Annotated in this window: 17 protein-coding genes, 1 pseudogene and 1 other annotated feature; of the genes and pseudogenes, 14 read left to right on the forward strand and 4 right to left on the reverse strand. The window is 55.3% G+C overall.

The genetic code is table 11. The annotated features are described in order from the left end of the window. Nucleotides 1–66 precede the first annotated feature (66 nt). Nucleotides 67–3,459, forward strand: a complete 3,393-nt coding sequence (mscK, locus tag KGP21_RS07345) for a mechanosensitive channel MscK (protein ID WP_209523108.1) — start codon at nucleotides 67–69, stop codon at nucleotides 3,457–3,459. A gap of 30 nt (nucleotides 3,460–3,489) precedes the next feature. Here mscK and rsmS read toward each other — a convergent pair whose 3' ends face one another. Together rsmS and priC are read right to left on the reverse strand one after the other, a co-directional pair. Next, nucleotides 3,490–3,669, reverse strand: a complete 180-nt coding sequence (gene rsmS / locus KGP21_RS07350; RefSeq protein WP_021180129.1) for a pleiotropic regulatory protein RsmS — start codon at nucleotides 3,667–3,669, stop codon at nucleotides 3,490–3,492. 132 nt (nucleotides 3,670–3,801) lie between these two features. Beyond that, nucleotides 3,802–4,338: a primosomal replication protein PriC gene (priC, locus tag KGP21_RS07355; RefSeq protein WP_059200031.1), complete on the reverse strand. Its 537-nt coding sequence runs from the start codon at nucleotides 4,336–4,338 to the stop codon at nucleotides 3,802–3,804. Between the two features lie 147 nt (nucleotides 4,339–4,485). On the opposite strand from priC, the gene KGP21_RS07360 reads away from it, so the two are divergent. The 12 genes and pseudogenes from KGP21_RS07360 to KGP21_RS07415 all read left to right on the forward strand — a co-directional run bounded on the left by KGP21_RS07360 (nucleotide 4,486) and on the right by KGP21_RS07415 (nucleotide 17,312). Further along, complete coding sequence (locus KGP21_RS07360) at nucleotides 4,486–4,866, forward strand: DUF454 family protein (RefSeq protein WP_059200032.1); 381 nt, start codon at nucleotides 4,486–4,488, stop codon at nucleotides 4,864–4,866. Between the two features lie 147 nt (nucleotides 4,867–5,013). Next, entirely contained in the window at nucleotides 5,014–5,565 is a 552-nt protein-coding gene (apt, locus tag KGP21_RS07365; protein ID WP_021180126.1) for an adenine phosphoribosyltransferase, read from the forward strand. Nucleotides 5,566–5,655: 90 nt separating this feature from the next. Then, nucleotides 5,656–6,124 (forward strand): annotated as a pseudogene (locus tag KGP21_RS07370) (Rpn family recombination-promoting nuclease/putative transposase); the annotation flags it as partial. Between the two features lie 324 nt (nucleotides 6,125–6,448). Next, the gene (gene dnaX / locus KGP21_RS07375) at nucleotides 6,449–8,401 is read left to right on the forward strand and encodes a DNA polymerase III subunit gamma/tau (protein WP_059200033.1); all 1,953 of its coding nucleotides are present in this window, start codon (nucleotides 6,449–6,451) and stop codon (nucleotides 8,399–8,401) included. Further along, nucleotides 7,734–7,798, forward strand: a sequence feature (DnaX frameshifting element). Its footprint overlaps the gene before it by 65 nt. Before the next feature lie 40 nt (nucleotides 8,402–8,441). Continuing rightward, complete coding sequence (locus KGP21_RS07380) at nucleotides 8,442–8,771, forward strand: YbaB/EbfC family nucleoid-associated protein (protein WP_021180123.1); 330 nt, start codon at nucleotides 8,442–8,444, stop codon at nucleotides 8,769–8,771. Further along, nucleotides 8,771–9,376 (forward strand): recombination mediator RecR, encoded by a 606-nt coding sequence (gene recR, locus KGP21_RS07385; RefSeq protein ID WP_024484410.1) that lies wholly within the window; start codon nucleotides 8,771–8,773, stop codon nucleotides 9,374–9,376. Before KGP21_RS07380 ends, recR begins: the two co-directional genes overlap by 1 nt. 142 nt (nucleotides 9,377–9,518) lie before the next feature. Next, a complete protein-coding gene (htpG, locus tag KGP21_RS07390) occupies nucleotides 9,519–11,384 on the forward strand; it encodes a molecular chaperone HtpG (protein WP_037375256.1) in 1,866 nt (621 codons plus the stop codon). Nucleotides 11,385–11,631: 247 nt separating this feature from the next. After that, nucleotides 11,632–12,276, forward strand: coding sequence for an adenylate kinase (adk, locus tag KGP21_RS07395; protein ID WP_021805452.1), 645 nt, complete (start codon nucleotides 11,632–11,634; stop codon nucleotides 12,274–12,276). Between the two features lie 112 nt (nucleotides 12,277–12,388). Beyond that, nucleotides 12,389–13,522: a sugar diacid recognition domain-containing protein gene (locus KGP21_RS07400; protein WP_209528386.1), complete on the forward strand. Its 1,134-nt coding sequence runs from the start codon at nucleotides 12,389–12,391 to the stop codon at nucleotides 13,520–13,522. Between the two features lie 135 nt (nucleotides 13,523–13,657). Next, nucleotides 13,658–14,806, forward strand: coding sequence for a glycerate kinase (locus KGP21_RS07405; protein ID WP_209528603.1), 1,149 nt, complete (start codon nucleotides 13,658–13,660; stop codon nucleotides 14,804–14,806). Between the two features lie 127 nt (nucleotides 14,807–14,933). Continuing rightward, nucleotides 14,934–15,896, forward strand: a complete 963-nt coding sequence (gene hemH, locus KGP21_RS07410; protein ID WP_024484413.1) for a ferrochelatase — start codon at nucleotides 14,934–14,936, stop codon at nucleotides 15,894–15,896. A 111-nt stretch (nucleotides 15,897–16,007) separates the two neighbouring features. Further along, a complete protein-coding gene (locus tag KGP21_RS07415) occupies nucleotides 16,008–17,312 on the forward strand; it encodes an inosine/guanosine kinase (RefSeq protein ID WP_059200036.1) in 1,305 nt (434 codons plus the stop codon). 50 nt (nucleotides 17,313–17,362) lie between these two features. Here KGP21_RS07415 and ybaL read toward each other — a convergent pair whose 3' ends face one another. Together ybaL and KGP21_RS07425 are read right to left on the reverse strand one after the other, a co-directional pair. Then, nucleotides 17,363–19,054 (reverse strand): YbaL family putative K(+) efflux transporter, encoded by a 1,692-nt coding sequence (gene ybaL, locus KGP21_RS07420; RefSeq protein ID WP_024484415.1) that lies wholly within the window; start codon nucleotides 19,052–19,054, stop codon nucleotides 17,363–17,365. A 225-nt stretch (nucleotides 19,055–19,279) separates the two neighbouring features. Beyond that, entirely contained in the window at nucleotides 19,280–20,500 is a 1,221-nt protein-coding gene (locus KGP21_RS07425; protein ID WP_209523109.1) for an MFS transporter, read from the reverse strand. Nucleotides 20,501–20,751: 251 nt separating this feature from the next. Between KGP21_RS07425 and ushA the strand changes: the two genes are divergently transcribed. After that, the gene (ushA, locus tag KGP21_RS07430; protein ID WP_223537621.1) at nucleotides 20,752–22,404 is read left to right on the forward strand and encodes a bifunctional UDP-sugar hydrolase/5'-nucleotidase UshA; all 1,653 of its coding nucleotides are present in this window, start codon (nucleotides 20,752–20,754) and stop codon (nucleotides 22,402–22,404) included. Nucleotides 22,405–22,482 lie beyond the last annotated feature (78 nt).

A 22,482-nucleotide genomic window follows, 5' to 3' on the forward strand; every position in this document is an offset into this window, starting at 1 on the left:
TCTTATTCATCGCCGACCTGCGATCGTGATAACCTTGACGCTTGATGGTTAAACCGACGCTAAATCATGAGTCGCAGGCGTATTCTCCCCGTAGTACAAACTGTTTCCCTGTCTTACGCTGCGGGCCAATTCCGCATTATTACGCTATGGTTTTTGTTGTTGGCGGCGCTGGTTCTGCCTTTGGGCGCGTTCGCGGCACAAAGCGGCGACCTCCCTGCGCGCAGTGACATTCAGAGCCAGATAGAGGCGCTGAACAAACAGAAAAACCTGACGCCGGTCGAAAAGCTCTCTCTACAGGACTTAAATCGCACGCTGGAACTGCTTGACGGCATCGATCGTATCAAGCAAGAGGTCAATCAGCTTAAACAGCAGGTTCAGCAGGCCCCGGCCAAGTTACAACAGGTCACACGGGATCTGGAGTCGCTGAAAAATCCGGCTGATGAAGCGGTGACGCGAGCCGAACTGCTACCGCTTTCCCTGCGTCAGTTGGAAAGCCGCCTGTATCAGACGTTGGACGAACTGCAGGACACCCAGGAAAGCCTCTCCACCTACAACAGCCAGCTTATCTCACTGCAGACCCAGCCAGAGCGCGTACAGAGCAGTATGTACACGGCTTCCCAGCGCCTGCAGGAAATCCGTAACCTGCTAAGCGATCGTGCACCGGGGCAGCAGGTATTACGCAGCACCCAGCAGGTCATGCTCAATACGGAGCAGGTGTTGCTCAATGCTGAGATAGACCTGCAACGCAGAAGCCTGGATGCCAACACAACGTTACAAGACCTGCTCCAGAAGCAGCGTGATTACACCACCATGAACATCGATGCCCTGGATCACCGAGTGCAGGTGTTGCAGGATGTGGTAAACAGCAAACGGCTGACGCTGTCGGAAAAAACGGCGAAAGAGGCGCAGAATCCGGAGGATACCAGCGATATCCAGAGCGACAAACTGGTGAGCAAAGAGCTGAACATCAACCGGCAAATCAGCCAGCGGCTGATCACCGCCACGCAAGAAAGTAATACCCTGTTCCAGCAAAATATTCAGGTGAAAAACTGGCTCGATCGCGGCCTGCAATCGGAACAAAACCTGAAAGAGCAGATCCAGGTGCTGAAGGGCAGCCTGGTGTTATCGCGCATTCTTTATCAGCAGCAGCAAAACCTGCCGCCGGGCACATTGGTGGCGGACATGAGCACCCAGATCGCGGATTTACGGCTGGAGCAGTTTGAGATCAACCAGCAGCGCGATGAGCTGTTCAAGGGCGATGACTTCATCAATAAGCTGGTGGCGGACAGTAAGGAAAAGGCCAACGGCGACGTGCTTGACGCGTTGAATGAAATTGTCGATATGCGCCGTGAGCTGCTCGATCAACTGAATAAACAGCTCAATAACCAACTGTCGTTGGCCATCAACCTGCAGATTAATCAGCAGCAACTGACCAGCGTTTATAACTCGGTACAGGACACGCTGACCCAGCAGATTTTCTGGGTTAACAGCAACAAGCCTATCGATTTCGCTTGGCTCAAGGGGCTGCCTGGCGCGGTGAAAGAACAGCTGGCCGGGCTGGATTTTAAATTCGAACCCGGACAGTTGATGTTGGGCGGACTGCATGCCCTGGTGTTCCTGATCCCGTTGCTGGTAGTGATTGGCCTACTGCGCTGGCGCTACCGCCTGATTGACAGGCATCTGCAAAAGCTGGCCAATGATGTCGGCCAGCTAAAGCGCGATAGCCAACTGCATACGCCGAAAGCCATTCTGCTCACCTTATTAAAGGTGTTACCGGGCTCTTTACTGTTGCTCGGTGCCGGGTTCTGGTTCTATCGGGCCGATTTCAGCATCAGCGATTTTATCTGGGCCTTGTCACAACAGCTGGCGTTATTCTGGTTGGTGTTTGGCTTCACTTTCCGCATGCTGGCCCCGGGAGGTATTTCGCAGCGGCATTTTAATATCCCGGCCGATCGCTGTGCGCACTATCGCCGCCAGACCTTCAGGTTGGGACTTGCCCTGTTACCACTGATCTTCTGGTCAGTGCTGGGCGAAAAAGCCCCGCTGAGATTGGTCGAAGATGTTATTGGCCAGGTGGTGGTGATCCTGACATTGGCGCTATTATCGGTGTTGGTGTTCCCTATCTGCCGCGACCATTGGCGTGAAAAAGACTCCCATAAAGTGCGGTTGCTGATGGTCACTGCGCTGGCTGCCACACCGGTGATCCTGCTAGGGCTGATGTTTGCCGGTTACTTCTATACCACGTTACGTTTGGCTGGCCGTTGGATCGATAGCCTCTATCTGTACTTCCTGTGGAATATCGTTTATCTGGCAGCGATCCGTGGCCTGAGCGTGGCCGCTCGTCGGTTGGCCTATCGCCGTGCCCTTGCGCGCCGCCAAAACCAGGCCAAAGAGAAAGAGGGGGCCGAAGGTAACGAGCCGGTAGAGGAACCCCCACTGGCGCTGGATCAAATCAACCAGCAGTCGCTGCGTTTGACCACCATGGTGCTGTTTCTGATCTTCGCCAGTGCGTTTTATGCGATATGGTCGGATCTGGTCACGGTGATCTCCTACCTCGACAGCGTTACCCTATGGCATTACTCCAGCAACGTGGCGGGCAGTGTGATACCGCAGGCGGTAACGTTGGGTAATATGATGGTGGCCGTCCTGGCGGTGATCGTCGCTTACGTCATGACGCGTAACCTGCCGGGGTTGCTGGAAGTGTTGGTGTTATCCCGCCTGCAGTTGCGGCAGGGGGCGTCTTACGCCATCACCACCATTCTGACCTATCTGATCACGGCGGTAGGGACCATCACTGCGTTAGGATCGCTGGGCGTCTCTTGGGACAAGCTCCAGTGGCTGGTGGCGGCGCTGTCGGTAGGTTTGGGCTTCGGTTTACAGGAAATCTTTGCCAACTTCGTTTCCGGCCTGATCATTCTGTTTGAACGCCCGGTGCGGATCGGCGATACCATCACCATCGGCACGTACTCCGGGACGGTCAGCAAGATCCGTATTCGTGCGACCACCATTACGGACTTTGACCGTAAAGAAGTGATCATTCCTAACAAAGCGTTTGTCACCGAGCGGCTGATTAACTGGTCACTGTCAGACACTATTACCCGCGTGCTGATTAAAGTGGGAGTGGCCTATGGCTCCGATCTGGACAAGGTCAAGGCGGTGCTGTTGCAGGCGGCGCATGAAAACCCGCGCGTGATGACGGATCCTGAGCCGATGGTCTTTTTCCTCAACTTTGGTGCCAGCACGCTGGATCATGAGCTGCGGTTGTACGTGCGTGAGCTGCGCGATCGCAGCTATACCGTGGATGAACTGAACCGGGCGATTGACCGCCTATGCCGTGAGAACGACATTAATATCGCCTTCAACCAGTTGGAAGTGTACCTGCATAACCAGCAGGGCAACGAAGTGCAGGAGGTCAAGCGGGCGCAGGTTCCAGGCATCGGTGATCACCCTGCGGTGTAGGAACCTGATGATAACGCTAGCGGGCCATGATCATTGGCCCGCGGGCAAGTACGGTGAGGTGATGCCTGCACGCTGCATCTTTTCCTGATAGTCTTTTCTGACAATGTCCAGCGCGGCCAGCGCCGTTGCCGGATCGATCTCGTTGCATTCCAGCAGGTAAATCAAGTCTACCGCCAGTTGTAATTCTGGGGAGGCATTCTCTAGCGACATAAGTCCAACGTTGGTGTGAGTAAAGGGATCTTCCCGTGTTTTAAACGCAGGAGAGACGAGATTGTGCTTTGGCTGAGTATAGTGAACCTGGCGCGGGGAGGGGAATAATCATTAAAATATTGTGACAAATATTCAAAAACCGTTTTCTTTTCGCTCGATACTGCGCTCTATGCGCGCCAACGCTTGCCGACAACGCACTAATCTGCCCTCGAATGCGGCCAGTTCCTGTTGTAATTTCTTCTGCGCGGCGAAGGTGGTTTGTTGCCCTAACAGACTTTCGCGGTCCTGGATCATGGCGATCAGGCGGCGTTCATAATCCTGATGTTCGGCGAGCTTATGGTACAAATCGACCACCGCCACTTCCTTCGGCTGATTTTTACGCCGTATCGTCTGGGTCGCCATTTCGCGCTGTAACGCGGTGAGCTGTGCCACCAGCTTTTCTGCCAGAAAGGCGACGTGGGCGGTACGGTTGTCTTTGACCGCCGTTTGTAGCTGGGCAAAGTTCTTTTGTATCTCGGCCAGATAATCTCGTAACCGCGTGCCGTGGTTGGAGAACAGGGCAACGTCAAACCGCGCCTGCGAGATCGGAGTATCACCTCGCGGTTGGATTTCGCTGGCCAGGGCGGCGATCTGTTGTTCAAGCGCCTGTAATAAGCGTTGCGTAGTCACGTGAGATCCTTTGATAAGGCAGTAAGTGCCTAAGCTTGCCCGTGAAAGAGAGATCAGACAAGCTTCGGATGGATAAAGCCGCCAACTGGCAGCATTATGGCCAAGGATGCTACAGTAAACGGGCCATCATGATAGGTAAGGACAGGCATGACTCGTTGGTTGTTGATTATACTGGGTTGGTTAGCCGTGGTGCTGGCAACGTTGGGCGTGGTGCTGCCACTGCTGCCAACGACCCCATTTCTGTTGTTGGCTGCCTGGTGCTTTGCACGCTCTTCACCGCGGTTTCATCATTGGTTGCTGTATCGCTCCTGGTTCGGTTCTTATTTGCGGCATTGGCAACAGCATAAGGCGTTACCGCCAGGAGCCAAGTGGAAAGCGGTGCTGGTTATTGTCCTGACTTTTGCCGCTTCCCTCTGGTTGGTGAACCTTTGGTGGGTGCGAGGTGTACTGCTGGCGATCCTGGTTATTTTGCTGACCTTTATGCTCAGGCTGCCAGTTATTGACCTGCCGCAACAAAAACAGCGCTGATCGTGCGGCGTCAGTTGCATTTATCCGCCTTTTTGCATAGATTTGGGCGTTTTCGTGCGCAGGTTTCCTCCCGACGTTTTTTTGTTCAAAGCGTGGTGGTTGCAGGCCTGTGTGGAAGTTATCAGGTAGTTTTATCAGGCAATAACTATGACCGCGACTGCGCAACAGCTTCAGTATATTAGAGACAGTATCAAAACCATTCCCGACTACCCGAAGCCGGGTATTCTGTTCCGTGATGTGACCAGCCTGTTGGAAAACCCGCTGGCGTATGCTTCCAGTATTGAACTGCTGGTCGAACGTTACCGCGATACGGGCGTCACCAAGGTGGTGGGTACTGAAGCGCGTGGTTTCCTGTTCGGCGCACCGGTAGCGTTGGCGCTGGGCGTTGGCTTTGTGCCGGTACGCAAACCGGGCAAATTGCCGCGTGCGACGCTGAGCGAAAGCTATGAGCTGGAATACGGCACCGACAAGCTGGAAATTCACACCGATGCCATCGTTGCTGGCGACAAAGTACTGGTCGTTGACGATCTGCTGGCCACCGGTGGCACGATCGAAGCCACCGCCACGCTGATCCGCCGTTTGGGTGGTGAAGTGACAGATGCGGCATTTATCATCAACCTGCCGGACCTCGGGGGCGAAACGCGCCTGAATAATCTGGGTATTAATTGCTACTGCCTGCTCGACTTCGCCGGGCATTGATACCTTCGATAGACAACCCCGTGGTTCGCTGCGGGGTTGACGTATAACAGCCACATCCCCGCGCGCTCTACTGCCTTCTATCCTCATAATTTCCTTACCGTTATTCCCGATGATGAAATTATGAATCACCGCAGCATGGCCGCACTGACGCTGTTGCAGAAACACATCCACCAACGCGACATCACAGAGCTGACCCGACCGGCTAGCGACCATCCTGCTGGCGGGATATCTTTCTTCGCAACAGGTGATATCGTTGGTACACTATTTACTACAGGCTGGCGAAACCGCTGACGCCGAAGCCTTTGTACGCGAGCTGGCACAACGAGTGCCCGAACACGGAGACGAACTAATGACTATCGCACAACAGCTGGAGCAGAAAGGCAGAATTGCAGGTCGAGAAGAGGGCCGAATTGCTGGGCTTGAAGAAGGCCGCGAAGAAGGTGTTCTGCTAGGTAAGCTGGACGTCGCTCGTAGCCTGCTCAAAATGGGCATGGCTCGTGAGGCCGTGCTTGAGGCAACGGGTTTGACCGAAGACGAGCTGGCCCAGATTCGTCACTAAAGCTTTAACGGCTGGCGTTCGTTGGCCGTTTCAACTCGATAGCTCTTCCCTGTCAAACACAGTATAACTTCTTTCAGGTGGTTAACCTTCGCCAAGGTGTTTTCCTGTCATTGACTGGCCACCAAGCTCGCGTCTTGCAGGCATGATGCAAAGTTATAGGAATGACGGCGGGCGTACTGTTACACTAAAGTGTGAGTGGCCATCGGACGATAAAGGGTATCGGTTCAACCTCGGTACCAGCAGGCCGCCCACATGGCAATGTCCTCGACGTTGTGGTGTACTACTTGGGTTGAAATTACTCTATAAATCAGTGATGAAGTCTTAATGAGCTATCAGGTTCTTGCCCGTAAGTGGCGCCCCCAAACGTTTGCAGAGGTTGTCGGACAAGAGCATGTCCTGACGGCGCTGGCTAATGGCCTCTCTCTGGGGCGGATCCATCACGCCTATCTGTTCTCTGGCACGCGTGGCGTGGGTAAAACCACCATTGCGCGTCTGTTGGCCAAAGGTTTGAACTGCGAAACAGGCATCACTGCGACGCCCTGCGGCCAATGTGATAACTGCCGTGAAATTGAGCAGGGGCGCTTTGTCGATTTGATCGAGATCGATGCCGCCTCCAGAACCAAAGTGGAAGATACTCGCGATCTGCTCGATAACGTGCAATACGCCCCGGCGCGTGGCCGTTTCAAGGTTTACCTGATCGATGAAGTCCACATGCTCTCGCGCCACAGCTTCAATGCGTTGCTGAAAACGCTGGAAGAGCCGCCTGCGCACGTCAAGTTCCTATTGGCAACCACCGATCCGCAGAAGCTGCCGGTCACTATTCTTTCTCGCTGCCTGCAATTCCATCTTAAAGCGATGGACGTGGAACAAATCCGCACCCAGTTGGAAACCGTCTTGCTGGCAGAGCACATCACCAGCGATGCCCGCGCGTTGCAACTGTTGGCACGCGCCGCCGATGGCAGTATGCGCGATGCCCTCAGCCTGACCGACCAGGCGATTGCCATGGGGCAGGGGCAGGTGACGACCGACACCGTCAGCCAGATGCTGGGGACGTTGGATGATGAGCAGCCGCTGGCCATCCTGGAAGCCCTGGTGAGTGCCGACGGTGAAAAAGTGATGGCGCAGGTCGCCCAGGCAGCGTCACGCGGCGTGGATTGGGAAAACCTGCTGGTGGAGACGCTGGCGCTGCTGCACCGCATTGCGATGGTGCAACTGCTGCCCTCGGTGCTGGACAATCATTACGCTGCGATTGAGCAGCGGTTACGTGAGCTGGCGCGTACCCTGCCGCCAACGGACGTACAGCTTTATTATCAAACCTTGCTGGTTGGCCGCAAAGAGTTGGCCTTTGCCCCGGATCGCCGTATGGGCGTAGAGATGACCCTGCTGCGCGCGCTGGCGTTTCACCCCAAAGCGGTGATCCCAGAGCCGGTGGCCATGGTACAGACCGCGCCCGCACAGCCGCAGGGGAATATGGCCGTTGCGCCACCTTCTCCCTATCCAGATGCCCCACCTCCCTTGGGGCAGGCTGCGTCAGTGCAGAATACTCAACCAACAAATTTACCGGATGCTACCGCGCAGTTACTTAAAGCGCGAACCCAGTTGCTGCGGCAACAGGGGGCATCCACCGCAAAAAAGAATGAGCCGGCGGCGCCAGGAATAGCGCGGCCGGCTAACTCGGCACTAGAGCGTTTAGCCTCGGTAACCGAACGCAGCCAGAAGCGTCAGGCCGAAAAGATCGTGACGGAGAAGCCGGCCAAGCCGGAGGCCTATCGCTGGCGTGCGCTTACCGAACCTGAAGCCGCGCCGGAACCGCTGGCCACGCCAAAAGCGTTGCGTACGGCGCTCGAACATGAAAAAACGCCTGAGCTGTCGGCTAAACTGGTGGTTGAGTCCATCGAGCGCGATCCTTGGGCGGCAGAGATCGACCAGCTAAAAATACCGAAACTGGTGCAGCAACTGGCGTTAAACGCCTTTAAGCAGCAGCTGGCTCCGGACAGCATTTGTCTCCACCTGCGGTCTTCGCAGCGTCATCTGAATTCGCCTTCGGCACAGAAGACACTGGCGCAGGCACTCAGTGAGTTACATGGCCGCACGGTTGAACTCAGCGTGGTGGAAGACGATAATCCGGCGGAGCGGACTCCGCTGGAGTGGCGGCAAGCCATTTATGAAGAAAAACTGGCGCAGGCTCGCCAGTCCATCGTTGCGGATACCAATATCCAGACTCTGCGTCGGTTCTTCGATGCAGATCTGGATGAAGAGAGTATTCGCCCTATTTAACGCGGCGCACGGTGCGCGGCCAATGCTATGAGAGACGACTATGTTTGGTAAAGGCGGTATGGGTAACCTGATGAAGCAAGCCCAGCAAATGCAGGAAAAGATGCAGCAGATGCAGGAAGAAATTGCCAAATTGGAAGTGACGGGTGAATCCGGGGCTGGCTTGGTGAAAGTGACCATCAACGGGGCACATAACTGCCGCCGGGTAGAAATCGACCCAAGCCTGATGGAAGACGACAAAGAGATGCTGGAAGATCTGATCGCTGCCGCTTTCAATGACGCAGCACGTCGCATCGAAGAAACCCAGAAAGAGAAGATGGCGTCGGTTTCCAGCGGGATGCAGTTGCCGCCAGGCTTTAAGATGCCGTTCTGATGCAAACCAGCCCGCTCCTTGAATCATTGATGGAGGCACTGCGCTGCCTGCCGGGCGTTGGCCCGAAGTCGGCGCAGCGTATGGCGTTCCAACTGCTGCAGCGCGATCGCAGCGGTGGTATGCGGCTGGCACAGGCGCTGACCCGTGCCATGTCGGAGATCGGCCACTGTGCCGATTGCCGTACCTTCACCGAGCAGGATACCTGCACCATCTGCAATAATGTACGCCGCCAGCAAAACGGCCAGATTTGCGTAGTGGAGAGCCCGGCGGATATTCACGCCATCGAGCAGACCGGCCAGTTTGCCGGGCGCTACTTTGTGCTGATGGGCCATCTGTCACCGTTAGACGGCATTGGCCCAGGCGATATCGGCCTGGATCGGTTGGAGCAACGGCTGGAGAAGGAAACCATCACTGAAGTGATCCTGGCCACCAACCCAACGGTGGAAGGGGACGCCACGGCCAACTACATCGCCGAGATGTGTGGCCAATATGGCGTACTTGCCAGCCGCATTGCCCACGGGGTTCCGGTGGGTGGTGAACTGGAAATGGTGGATGGCACCACGCTGTCGCACTCCCTGGCCGGACGCCACGCGATCAAATTCTGATGATTCTTTACGGGGCAGTCCTCTGCCCCGTAATCCGTTGACAAAAAATTCCCCGCCAGCCGCTTGAAAAACCACAGAGTTAACCCCATTTAATCCTCATTGCATGATTTGGTCATTACTGTCTTTGAGGTAATCAATGAGTATGAAAGGTCAAGAAACCCGTGGGTTCCAGTCTGAAGTCAAACAACTGCTTCATTTGATGATCCATTCGCTGTACTCCAATAAAGAAATCTTCCTGCGTGAGCTGATCTCCAACGCCTCCGATGCGGCGGACAAGCTGCGTTTCCGCGCGCTTTCCAAGCCTGAATTGTATGAAGGTGATGGCGAACTGCGTGTGCGTCTGTCCTTCGACAAAGAGAAGCGTACCCTGACGATCGCCGATAACGGCATCGGTATGAGCCGCGAAGAAGTGATCGAAAACCTGGGGACGATTGCCAAGTCTGGTACCAAGGCCTTCCTGGAGTCTATCGGCTCCGATCAGGCGAAAGACAGCCAACTGATCGGTCAGTTCGGCGTGGGCTTCTACTCGGCGTTCATCGTGGCGGACAAAGTCACCGTGCGTACCCGCGCGGCCGGTGCTGCGGAAGATCAAGGGGTGTACTGGGAGTCTGCCGGTGAAGGTGATTACACCATCGCCGATATCAGCAAGGCCGATCGCGGCAGCGAAATTACCCTGCACCTGCGTGAAGGCGAAGACGAATACCTCGACGGCTGGCGTCTGCGCTCGGTGATTGGTAAATATTCCGATCACATTGCACTCCCGGTAGAGATTGAAACCAAGAATGAAGAAGACGGCACCGTCACCTGGGAGAAAATCAACAAGGCGCAAGCGTTGTGGACTCGCAGCAAAGCTGACGTGACCGAAGAAGAGTACAAAGAGTTCTACAAGCACATTGCCCATGACTTTACCGATCCGCTGAGCTGGAGCCACAACCGGGTGGAAGGTAAGCAGGAGTACACCAGCCTGCTGTACATCCCGGCCCAGGCGCCGTGGGATATGTGGAATCGCGATCATAAACACGGCCTGAAGCTGTACGTTCAGCGCGTGTTTATCATGGATGACGCCGAGCAGTTCATGCCGAACTACCTGCGATTTGTGCGTGGCCTGATCGATTCCAACGATCTGCCGCTGAACGTTTCGCGTGAAATCCTGCAGGACAGCCGTGTTACCCAAAACCTGCGTGGCGCGCTGACCAAACGCGTGTTGCAGATGTTGGACAAGCTGGCCAAAGACGACGCGGAAGCCTACCAGAAGTTCTGGCAGCAGTTCGGTATGGTACTGAAAGAAGGCCCAGCGGAGGACGGCGGCAACAAAGAGGCCATCGCCAAACTGCTGCGCTTTGCTTCTACGCACAATGACAGCTCGGCGCAAACCGTCTCGCTGGAAGAGTACGTTGGCCGCATGACCGAAGGCCAGGACAAGATTTACTACATCACCGCCGACAGTTATGCCGCCGCCAAGAGCAGCCCGCACCTGGAGCTGTTCCGCAAGAAAGGCATCGAAGTCCTGCTGCTGTCTGACCGCATCGATGAGTGGATGATGAGCTACCTGACCGAGTTTGATGGTAAGGTGTTCCAGTCGGTCAGCAAAGCGGATGAAGCGCTGGATAAACTGGCGGATGAAACCGAAGAGCAGAAAGAGGCCGAGAAGCAGCTGGAGCCGTTTATCGAGCGAGTCAAGACGCTGCTGGGTGAGCGCGTGAAGGACGTGCGTCTGACGCACCGCCTGACGGATACCCCGGCCATCGTTACCACCGATGCCGACGAGATGAGCACCCAGATGGCCAAACTGTTTGCCGCTGCGGGGCAGGCTGCGCCGGAAGTGAAGTATATCTTCGAGCTGAACCCAGAGCATGCGTTGGTCAAACGCGCATCCGATGTGGGCGATAACGAACAATTTGCCGAATGGATCGATCTGCTGTTGGATCAGGCCCTGCTGGCAGAGCGGGGTACGCTGGAAGATCCAAACCAGTTTATCCGCCGCATGAATAAGCTGTTGTCCGCTTAATCAGCAAAATACGCCCCAGACCTTAGGGTTTGGGGCGTAATCTCTTCTATTCCCGTCAAATTTTTCTCCTGCTTGCCTCGTTTCAGCCCGATCTTTCCGCAACCGATTTCCTCTCGCTACCTTGAGCCACCCCCCTCAGAAATGGTAAGGTTGAGTGTTTTCGAAATTTAATAAAAACTCAAACCCGATAGACTTCCGGCCGCGGCCCGAAGAATGAAGGGAAATACATAGCAAGGGGATTTACGCAATGCGTATCATTCTGCTGGGCGCTCCAGGCGCTGGTAAAGGCACTCAGGCTCAATTCATCATGGAGAAATACGGCATTCCGCAAATCTCCACGGGCGATATGTTGCGCGCAGCCGTTAAGGCCGGTTCTGAGCTGGGCAAAAAGGCGAAAGAAATCATGGACGCCGGCAAGCTGGTGACCGATGAGCTGGTTATTGCGCTGGTCAAAGAGCGTATTACCCAGGAAGACTGCCGTAACGGTTTCCTGCTGGACGGTTTCCCACGCACCATTCCACAGGCTGACGCGATGAAAGAAGCCGGCATTAAAGTGGATTACGTGCTGGAGTTCGACGTGCCGGACGAACTGATCGTCGATCGTATCGTTGGCCGCCGCGTGCATGCGCCATCTGGCCGCGTGTACCACATCAAATTCAATCCGCCGAAGGTAGAAGGGAAAGACGACGCCACCGGCGAAGAGCTGACCACCCGTAAAGACGATCAGGAAGAGACCGTGCGTAAGCGCCTGGTGGAATACCATCAGATGACCGCGCCGCTGGTGTCTTACTATCATAAAGAAGCCGAGGCGGGTAATACGTCTTACCACAAGATCGATGGCACCCGTAAGGTGACGGAAGTGAGCGCTGAGCTGGCGGCCATTCTGGGCTAATCGGTGTCAAGGCTGTAGAAAACGCTGGGCTTGCGGTTGCTGCCTGGCGTTTTTTTTTGCCGCTTCATGCTAGGTTATCAGTGCTACCGTTTCGCTCGACAGGAAGAGCCGCATGTCCAGGCAGACAAATTTTTTGCAAGAAGCGACCGCGCGCCAGATCGTGCAACGTGCGATGAGCATCATTCACCATTCGGTCAACGTGATGGACAGCAACGGCGTCATTATTGCTTCCGGCAACGCCTCGCGCCTGTATCAGCGACACGAAGGGGCGGTATTGGCCCTGACCGAAAACCGGGTGGTGGAGATTGATGAGGCCACGGCACACCATCTGAAGGGCGTGCAGCCCGGCATCAATCTGCCGTTCAGCTTTCGTAATCAACTGGTAGGAGCGATTGGGGTTTCCGGCGATCCGGCCCAGGTGCGAGCCTATGGTGAGCTGGTGAAAATGGCGGCAGAGCTGATGGTGGAACAGGCTGCGATGCTCGATCAACATCAGTGGGAAAAGCGTTACCGGGAAGAGCTGGCCAACCAACTGCTGCAAGGGCACAGTGAACCTGGTTCGCGCGAGGCGATGGCGGCCTATTTAGAGCTGGATCTGCAACAGCCACGCATTGTCTGGCTGCTAGAGCTGTATGAACCGCAGCCGCAGGTACTGAGAGGCTTGCTGGCAGAGCTGGAGATCACCCAGCGTGAGGCGCTGATCACCATGACCAGCTTTAATGAACTGGTGCTCTTGCGCCCGGCCTGTATGAAACAGGGCGTGTGGGACGTACAGCAGGAGCGCAAGCTGGCCCAGCAGCTCCAGAATGAGATCCAGCAACGCTTTGGCCTACGGTTGATCGTCGGGGGCTTTTACAGTGGTGAGGAGGGCGTCTATCGCTCCATTCAGACCGCAAGAGCAGTGCAAACCATGGCGCACCGTCTCAAACTGGTCCAGCACACGCTGTTTTATGATGACTACCCGCTGCCCTCGCTGCTGTGCGATTTAGGAGAGGATTGGCGAGCGCAGGAGCTTTCACGGCCCTGGCGGCAATTGAGCGCCCAGGATGAAAAAGGGATGCTGAGAAACACGCTGCGCCACTATTTCAATCAGAATTGTGACCAAACCAAGACTGCGGCACAGCTGCATATTCACGTTAATACCCTACGTTACCGCCTACAGCGCGTAGAAAAAACGACTGGCCTGAAGATCAACCAATTGGCGGACGTCTTGCAACTGTATATCGGTATGTTGATGCAGGATTGAATTGTGTGAATGCACAAAATAACGTTGTTTTTTACCCTTTTGTTTGTGTCTATCGCTAAAGAATTTCCGTTGTCGGCAGGGTATGGTATTCACTAACCGATGCAGTGGCATCCTCTGAAGATTAAGGCGCTGTCGATGAACACCCTACAGAAAGTGGTAATTGCCCCCGACTCCTTTAAAGAGAGCCTGAGTGCTCAGGGTGTCGCAGAAGCGATCGAGCGTGGTTTCCGGCAAATCTATCCGCAGGCGCACTATGTGTTGCTGCCCATGGCGGACGGAGGCGAGGGCACCGTCGATGCGATGGTGGCCGCCACCGGTGGGGAAATCATCAATGTGCAGGTTAGCGGGCCGCAGGGCAAACCTACAGCAGCATTTTATGGTCTGCTGGGGGAAGGGAAAACCGCAGTGATCGAAATGGCAGCCGCGTCCGGGCTGCATCTGGTGGCGGGTGACGAACGCGATCCGTTAGTGACCAGCAGTTTTGGCACCGGCGAGCTGATCCTGGCGGCACTGCAACAAGGTGTAGGCTCGATCATTTTGGGGATCGGCGGCAGCGCAACCAACGATGGCGGGGCGGGTATGATGCAGGCGCTGGGCGCTAAGCTTCTCGACCACCGCAATCAAGAATTACGGCCCGGTGGTGCGGCGTTGGCGCAACTGGCGCATATCGATCTCAGCCAACTGGATCCCCGCTTGCAGCAGGTGAAGATCACGGTAGCCTGCGACGTGGATAACCCGCTGTGTGGCGATCACGGGGCTTCAGCGATCTTCGGCCCACAAAAAGGGGCCACGCCGGAGAAGGTGCAGCAACTGGACAAGGCGCTGCATCATTACGGTACGCTCCTGGAGCAGACCACCGGGCGCAAGGTCATGCAGGTGCCAGGCTCAGGTGCTGCTGGGGGGATGGGAGCGGCATTGATCGGTTTTCTGGCGGCAGAACTGCGGCCAGGCATCGAAATCGTGATCGAAACGCTGCATCTGGAAGATGCGGTACGTGATGCAGACCTGGTGATCACTGGTGAAGGGCGGCTCGACAGCCAGTCGATCCACGGCAAAACCCCGATCGGCGTTGCGCGGGTAGCCAAGCGCCACCAATTACCGGTGATTGCCATTGCCGGTAGCCTGTCAAAAGACTATCAGGTGGTGCATCAACACGGCATCGACGCCGCTTTCTCGGTGATCGATCGCATCGTGACGCTGCCAGAAGCGCTGGCGGACGCGGCCCATAACCTGGAAGTTACGGCGCGCAACGTAGCTGCCGTCTGGCAGCTGGCGCAAAAATAACCCCTGTTCTACCTGTTGCTGATATAGGTTCCGGTCCGGCGCTTTTCCGTTACAATAGGCCGCATGAGTGGCTGTTAATACGCTGAGAAATAACAGGGTATTTGCCGGGAAGGACAAGGGGATCGGAATGAAACAAGAGAAACACGGGGTATTGCTGGTGAATCTGGGGACGCCAGAGGCACCTACCCCGCAGGCGGTAAAACGCTATCTGAAAGAATTTCTCAGTGACAACCGGGTGGTCGACACTGCGCCGCTGATCTGGTGGCCAATTCTTAACGGCATCATTCTGCCGATCCGTTCACCGCGTGTGGCAAAGCTTTATCAATCTGTCTGGATGGACGAAGGTTCACCGTTGCTGGTCTACAGCCGTCGCCAACAGCGGGAGCTGGCGGCGCGTATGCCGAATACGCCGGTGGAACTAGGTATGAGCTACGGATCACCCAGTCTGGCACAGGCGATCGACAGCCTATTGGCGCAAGGCGTGACCAATCTGGTGGTGTTGCCGCTGTATCCGCAATATTCGTGCTCGACCAGCGCCGCAGTCTGGGATGGTGTTGCGCGGGTGCTGAAAGGTTATCGCCGCCTGCCATCGATTGGCTTTATCCGTGACTATGCCGAGCACCCAGCGTATATCCTGGCCTTGCAGCAAAGCGTTGAGCGGGCGTTCGCCGAACACGGTAAGCCCGACCGCCTGGTGATGTCGTTCCACGGTATTCCCAAACGCTACGCCACGCTGGGTGATGATTATCCGCAACGTTGCGAAGATACCTACCGCGCGTTGGCGGCGGCCATACCGCTGGCCCCAGATCGGGTGATGATGACCTATCAATCGCGCTTCGGTCGGGAGCCCTGGCTGACGCCGTACACCGACGAAACCCTGAAGAGTCTGCCAGCGCAAGGCGTGAAGCATATCCAACTGATCTGCCCCGGCTTTTCTGCGGATTGCCTGGAAACGCTGGAGGAGATCAAAGAGCAGAACCGCGAAATCTTCCTGGAGGCGGGTGGCGAGAAGTTTGAATACATCCCGGCACTCAATGATGACGCCGCCCATATCGATATGATGCAACAGCTGGTGGGGCAACGGCTGTAATCAAGCCGGTTTTTCACCGCTCGGTTGGCAAAATGCTCACGTGAAAACGCAGCAATCAGGCAGGAATGTGCTAACATTCCTGCCTGTTCACCGCAACTCACCGCCAATCACATGAAATTTCCTGGTAAACGTAAATCCAAACATTATTTTCCGGTTAACGCTCGCGATCCGTTATTGCAGCAGACACAGCCTGAAAATGAAGTCAGTACCTCTTATGTCGTCGGTATCGATCAGACGCTGGTGGATATCGAAGCGAAAGTGGATGACGCGTTTGTCGAACGCTACGGCCTTAGCCTGGGCCATTCGCTGGTCATTGAAGACGACGTTGCCGAGGCGCTGTATCAGGAACTGAGCGACAATAACCTGATCACCCATCAATTTGCCGGTGGCACCATCGGTAACACCCTGCACAACTACTCGGTACTGGCGGACGATCGTTCCGTGCTGCTCGGCGTGATGTGCAGCAACGTCAAAATTGGCAGCTATGCCTATCGCTATCTGTGCAACACCTCCAGCCGTACCGATCTCAACTACCTGCAAGCGGTGGATGGAGCCATTGGCCGATGCTTTACGCTGATTAGCGAGAGCGGCGAGCGCACCTTTGCCATCAGCCCAGGCCAGATGAACCAGCTACGCCCGGAAAGCATTCCTGAAGAGGTGATCGCAGGGGCTGCCGCGTTGGTACTGACCTCCTATCTGGTGCGTTGCAAACCCGGTGAACCCATGCCGGAAGCCACCATGCAGGCGATAAAGTTTGCCAAAAAGCATGATGTACCGGTGGTGCTGACGCTGGGCACCAAGTACGTCATTGCGGATAATCCGGTGTGGTGGCGTGATTTTCTTAGAGAGCATGTCTCCATTCTGGCGATGAACGAAGATGAGGCGTTGGAACTCACTGGGTTGAGCGATCCGCTGATGGCCTCAGAGATGGCATTGGACTGGGTAGATTTGGTGTTGTGTACCGCTGGGCCAAACGGTCTGTATATGGCAGGTTACACCGAAGAGGCCAACAAGCGTGAAACCCAGCATCCGCTGTTGCCGGGCCATATCGCCGAGTTTAACCGCTTTGAATTCAGCCGTGCGATGCGCCGTGCAAGCTGCGAAAACGCACTCAAGGTCTATTCGCATATCGCCCCGTATATGGGTGGCCCGGAAAAGATCATGAATACCAACGGTGCGGGCGACGGTGCGCTGTCTGCGCTGCTGCATGATATCGCCGCTAACGGCTATCACCGTAACAACGTGCCAAACTCCAGCAAGCATGTGCGTAGCTACCTGACCTATTCTTCATTGGCGCAGGTCTGCAAATATGCTAACCGCGTTAGCTATCAGGTACTTAACCAGCACTCTCCACGTTTGACCCGTGGGTTGCCGGAGCGGGAAGACAGTCTGGAAGAGTCTTACTGGGAACGGTAACCAACAACCGGTAAGAGCGCTGTTTTAGCGCTCTTACCGGCTTAATGGCGTCAGATTGGGCAGGCGGCCAGTTTCTCTTCGTCCGACAGCGAATCCAGCTTGAGGATATTCAACATGCTGTTGGCGATCTCGCGTTCACCCATCACCACCTGATCGGCACCCCGGTCGGAAATATACGAAACCTCGTCGTCGTAATGAGCGCGGGCGATAATCTCCAGAGTAGGGCGCTTGGTGCGGGCCGAGGCCACGATCTCACCGGCTTCATAGCCGTTGGGAATGGTCAGCAGCAGCCAGCGTGCGCAGTCGAGCCGGGCCAGTTCCATGATCTCGGGATTGGCCGCATTGCCTAACACCGCTTTGATCCCTTGAGCGCGTAGCGCTTCAACCCGTGGGCGAGAGTTTTCTATCACCACCATCGAGACGCCTTCTTCGGTCAGCTTGGCCCCTAACAGGCTACCAACCCGGCCATAACCGACTACGACGGCATGATTGCAGATATCGACCGGGATCTGCTTCTCTTCCTCCACCGCTTCTTCCAGGATCTGATCCTCGATGGTTTCCGTCTTGGCCAGATAGCGCTCCAGCAAGGTAAACAGTAGCGGGTTGAGCATGATTGACAGGATCGCCCCGGCCAGCACCAGATTACGGCCATGCTGATCCATCATGCCTAGCGTGACCCCCAATCCGGCCAGGATAAAGGCGAACTCACCAATCTGTGCCAGGCTGGCGGAAATGGTCAGCGCGGTACGCTTGGAGTGACCGAACATTTTGACCAGCGCGAAGGCCGCCACCGATTTACCAAACAGGATAATCGCCAGCGTTGCCAACACCGCCAGCGGTTGGTTGATCAGGATCATCGGATCGAACAGCATACCGACCGAGACAAAGAACAGCACCGCAAAGGCGTCACGCAGCGGCAGCGTATCGTGTGCTGCGCGGTGGCTCAGTTCCGATTCGTTCAGCACCATACCGGCAAAGAAGGCACCCAGGGCAAACGAGACGTCAAACAGGCCGACAGCGCCGTAGGCAATACCCAGCGCCAGTGCCAACACTGCCAGCGTAAACAGCTCGCGCGAGCCGGTACTGGCGGTTTTTGCCAGGATCCAAGGCACCACTCGGCGGCCAACGATAATCATCAGCGCGATAAAGGCGATAACCTTGCCAATGGTGATGGCCAACTCGGTGAGCAGCTGTGTGGTGCTGGCGGTATCGCTGTTGAGCATATTGGCAAATGCCGGCAGCAGCACCAGGGCCAACACCATGGCCAAATCTTCGACAATCAGCCAGCCGATGGCGATCTGCCCGCGTTGGCTGTCGATCAGTTGCCGTTCTTCCAGGGCGCGCAGCAGTACCACGGTACTGGCGGTGGACAGACACAGGCCGAATACCAGGCCGGAAACCAAATCCCAGCCCATCAGTTTGGACAACCCCATCCCCAACACCGTCGCGACGGCGATTTGGGCAATGGCCCCAGGGATAGCGATATTTTTTACAGCGAGGAGATCTTTAAGCGAGAAATGGAGACCAACACCGAACATCAGCAGGATCACCCCAATCTCCGCGAGTTCCGGCGCTAACGAGGTATCAGCGACGAAACCGGGGGTAAACGGGCCGGCAAGAACGCCTGCGGCCAGATACCCTACCAACGGGGAGATGCGCAGGCGGTTTGCCAGCATTCCGAAGAGGAAGGCGAGTACTAACCCTCCAACAATAGTGGTGATCAAGGGTGTTGAATTATGCATCCATACTCCTCTGGTTGTGCTGACGGGTGTTACGAAAGGATACATTTAGTTTATTGCATTTGTGCTTTCATTGCTTAGCTAATTTAGGGTTTTGTGTAAAAAACCAGACTATTCGTCTATTTTTGCAGAAGGAAGGGGAATTATGGCGTAATTGACCGGATTAAATGGGGTTTCGGAGTGGATAACCCGGTTTAACTTCTGCGATAAACCGGGGTTGTATCAGGGTTATTGCTGGTTATGCTCCATATTTGGTAGCAATGCGGTGATAATGCCGATAAGCGGCAGGAATGCACAGATTTGATAAACCAGCTCGATGCTGGTCAAATCGGCGACATAACCAAGAACTGCCGCACCTAACCCGCCCATACCGAAAGCAAAACCGAAGAATAGCCCGGAAACCATCCCCACTTTGCCGGGGATCAGCTCCTGCGCATACACCAGAATGGCCGAGAAGGCCGAGGCCAGAATAACCCCGATGATCACCGTCAAAACCCCGGTCCAGTAGAGAGAAGCATGGGGTAAAGCCAAGGTAAAGGGAGCAGCACCCAGGATGGAGCCCCAAATGACATATTTACGTCCAAACTTATCACCCAAAGGCCCGCCAATGATGGTTCCTGCCGCTACGGCAAACAGGAAGGCAAACAGATGGAATTGGGCATTCTGTACCGAAACGCCGAACTTATGTATGAGATAAAAGGTGTAATAGCTACTAATGCTCGCCAAGTAGAAGTATTTGGAGAAGATCAGCACCAGCAGGATGCTTAAGGAGAACGCTACGGTACGTTTTGGCAGCGGTTTGACCAGAGAAGCGGCTTTTGGCTTGCCTTGGGCCGCCCGATGTTGCTGCTTATACCATTTACTGACCTGCAACAAGACCACAATGGCCAGCAGCGCAGCCAGTGAGAACCAGGCGATATTGCCCTTGCCATAGGGGGCAATAATCAGCGCGGCCAACAGCGGGCCGAGGGAACTGCCGAAGTTGCCGCCCACCTGGAACAGCGACTGGGCCAAACCGTGCCGTCCACCGGATGCCATGCGCGCCACGCGGGATGACTCAGGATGGAATACGGAGGAACCGGTGCCCACCAAAGCGGCCGCCAGCAGCACCAGAGGGAAAGTGTTGGCCACCGAAAGCAGCAGTAAGCCCGACAGGGTGAATCCCATGCCGATAGGCAGCGAATAAGGCTGCGGGTGTTTATCGGTGTAATAACCAATCAGCGGTTGTAGCAGTGAGGCGGTGAGCTGATAGGTCAGGGTGATCATCCCGATCTGCACAAAGCTGAGGCTAAAATCGGCTTGCAAAATCGGGTAAATCGCCACGATCAGCGATTGCATCATATCGTTGAGCAGGTGGGAAACGCTGATAGCACCGAGAATAGAGAACGCCGTGCCTTTGGCCGCGCTGCGGGTTACCGGTGGAATGTCCGTTTCACTACGGTCAGTCATATTATTATTAGCCTGGTAAGTGAGAGGAGAAAGCTGACATCTTATAACGTTCATCTTTCGTCCGACAACGGGGTAGCAGATTCTCTCTCGATCATTATGTGCTATTGGGAGTGCCGATAAAATTCGAACCGGCCGTGCCTTTCCGACATAATTTGACGTATGTCGCAAAAATTTGAAATTAGTTGCAGCCGATTCGCGTTACAATTTCGTCCTTATCAAAAAATACCCATTATTAACCATGGAGATCTGCCATGCGCTTTTCGCTTCACACCACCGCATGTGCGTTGGCTGTTTCCCTGACGTTGTTTTCAGGAACGGTCAGTGCTTGGGAAAAGGATAAAACCTACGATATCACCATCCTGCACACCAACGATCATCACGGCCATTTCTGGCAGAACGATCATGGCGAGTACGGCCTGGGGGCGCAAAAGACGCTGGTGGACAGCATCCGTCAGGAAGTGGCGGCGAAAGGCGGTAGCGTGCTGTTGCTGTCCGGTGGGGACATCAATACCGGCGTGCCAGAATCGGATTTGCAGGATGCAGAACCCGATTTCCGTGGCATGACGCTGATCGGCTACGACGCGATGGCGATCGGCAACCACGAATTCGACAACCCCCTCAGCGTGTTGCGCCAGCAGGAGAAGTGGGCTTCTTTCCCGCTATTGTCCGCCAACATTTATCAAAAAAGCACTCAGCAACGCCTGTTCAAGCCTTATGCCCTGTTTGAAAAGCAAGGGGTGAAGATTGCGGTGATCGGCCTGACCACCGATGACACTGCAAAAATCGGCAACCCGGAATACTTTACCGATATCGAATTCCGTGTTCCGGCGCAAGAAGCCAAGCAGGTGGTGGAACAGCTGCGCAAAGATGAAAAGCCGGACGTGATTATCGCCGCTACCCACATGGGCCACTACGACGATGGTAACCATGGCTCTAACGCGCCGGGGGACGTGGAGATGGCACGTAGCCTGCCTACGGGCTACCTGGATATGATTGTCGGTGGGCATTCGCAAGATCCGGTCTGTATGGCGAGTGAAAACCACAAACAGGTGGATTACGTACCGGGCACGCCTTGCGCGCCAGATCGCCAAAACGGTACCTGGATCGTCCAGGCTCACGAATGGGGTAAATACGTTGGTCGTGCCGACTTCCAGTTCCGCAACGGCGAACTGAAACTGATGCATTACCAACTGATCCCGATCAACCTGAAGAAAAAGGTAGAGAAAGCCGACGGCACCAGCGAGCGGGTGTATTACACCCAACAGATCCAGGAAGATCCGTCGATGATGAAGTTGCTGACGCCGTTCCAGGACAAGGGCAAGGCTCAGTTGGAAGTGAAGGTGGGCAGCGTCAACGGCAAACTGGAAGGGGATCGCAGTAAAGTCCGCTTCGTGCAGACCAACCTTTCGCGCGTGCTGTTAGCTGCACAGATGGAACGCGCCAACGCAGACTTCGCCGTGATGAGCGGTGGTGGCGTGCGTGACTCGATCGAGGCCGGTGATATCACCTATAAAAACGTGCTCAAGGTGCAGCCGTTTGGCAACACGCTGGTGTATGTCGAAATGAAAGGCAGCGAGGTTGAGCCATATCTGGCAGCGGTAGCCAATATGAAGGTGGATTCCGGGGCCTATGCGCAATTCGCCAACGTCAGCCTGGTGGCGGACGGCAAAGGCGTTAGCGACGTCAAGATCAAGGGAGAACCCTTACAGGCAGACAAGACCTATCGTATGGCGACACTGAACTTCAATGCCCTGGGTGGCGATGGTTATCCGAAGATTGATACCCTGCCAAGCTACGTCAACACCGGCTTTATCGATGCGGAAGTGCTCAAGAAGTATATCGAGAAGCATTCACCACTAGACGCAGCGGCCTATGAACCGAAGGGTGAAATAGTTTATAAGTGATTGGATATAAAGGCGGTTTTCTATCGGTGATAGCCGTGAAAACCGCCTGTTTTTAGCTTCACAAAATATCTTCTGCAA

This window comes from Serratia sp. JSRIV004 (genome assembly GCF_019968705.1).
Lineage (GTDB): Bacteria > Pseudomonadota > Gammaproteobacteria > Enterobacterales > Enterobacteriaceae > Chania > Chania fonticola_B.

Excerpts from the sequence above, each read along its gene's own strand:
- mscK (WP_209523108.1), top strand. The coding sequence starts at position 67 with ATGAGTCGCAGGCGTATTCTCCCCGTAGTACAAACTGTTTCCCTGTCT.
- rsmS (WP_021180129.1), bottom strand. The coding sequence starts at position 3,669 with ATGTCGCTAGAGAATGCCTCCCCAGAATTACAACTGGCGGTAGACTTG.
- KGP21_RS07360 (WP_059200032.1), top strand. The coding sequence starts at position 4,486 with ATGACTCGTTGGTTGTTGATTATACTGGGTTGGTTAGCCGTGGTGCTG.
- apt (WP_021180126.1), top strand. The coding sequence starts at position 5,014 with ATGACCGCGACTGCGCAACAGCTTCAGTATATTAGAGACAGTATCAAA.
- dnaX (WP_059200033.1), top strand. The coding sequence starts at position 6,449 with ATGAGCTATCAGGTTCTTGCCCGTAAGTGGCGCCCCCAAACGTTTGCA.
- KGP21_RS07380 (WP_021180123.1), top strand. The coding sequence starts at position 8,442 with ATGTTTGGTAAAGGCGGTATGGGTAACCTGATGAAGCAAGCCCAGCAA.
- recR (WP_024484410.1), top strand. The coding sequence starts at position 8,771 with ATGCAAACCAGCCCGCTCCTTGAATCATTGATGGAGGCACTGCGCTGC.
- htpG (WP_037375256.1), top strand. The coding sequence starts at position 9,519 with ATGAAAGGTCAAGAAACCCGTGGGTTCCAGTCTGAAGTCAAACAACTG.
- adk (WP_021805452.1), top strand. The coding sequence starts at position 11,632 with ATGCGTATCATTCTGCTGGGCGCTCCAGGCGCTGGTAAAGGCACTCAG.
- KGP21_RS07400 (WP_209528386.1), top strand. The coding sequence starts at position 12,389 with ATGTCCAGGCAGACAAATTTTTTGCAAGAAGCGACCGCGCGCCAGATC.
- KGP21_RS07405 (WP_209528603.1), top strand. The coding sequence starts at position 13,658 with ATGAACACCCTACAGAAAGTGGTAATTGCCCCCGACTCCTTTAAAGAG.
- hemH (WP_024484413.1), top strand. The coding sequence starts at position 14,934 with ATGAAACAAGAGAAACACGGGGTATTGCTGGTGAATCTGGGGACGCCA.
- KGP21_RS07415 (WP_059200036.1), top strand. The coding sequence starts at position 16,008 with ATGAAATTTCCTGGTAAACGTAAATCCAAACATTATTTTCCGGTTAAC.
- ybaL (WP_024484415.1), bottom strand. The coding sequence starts at position 19,054 with ATGCATAATTCAACACCCTTGATCACCACTATTGTTGGAGGGTTAGTA.
- KGP21_RS07425 (WP_209523109.1), bottom strand. The coding sequence starts at position 20,500 with ATGACTGACCGTAGTGAAACGGACATTCCACCGGTAACCCGCAGCGCG.
- ushA (WP_223537621.1), top strand. The coding sequence starts at position 20,752 with ATGCGCTTTTCGCTTCACACCACCGCATGTGCGTTGGCTGTTTCCCTG.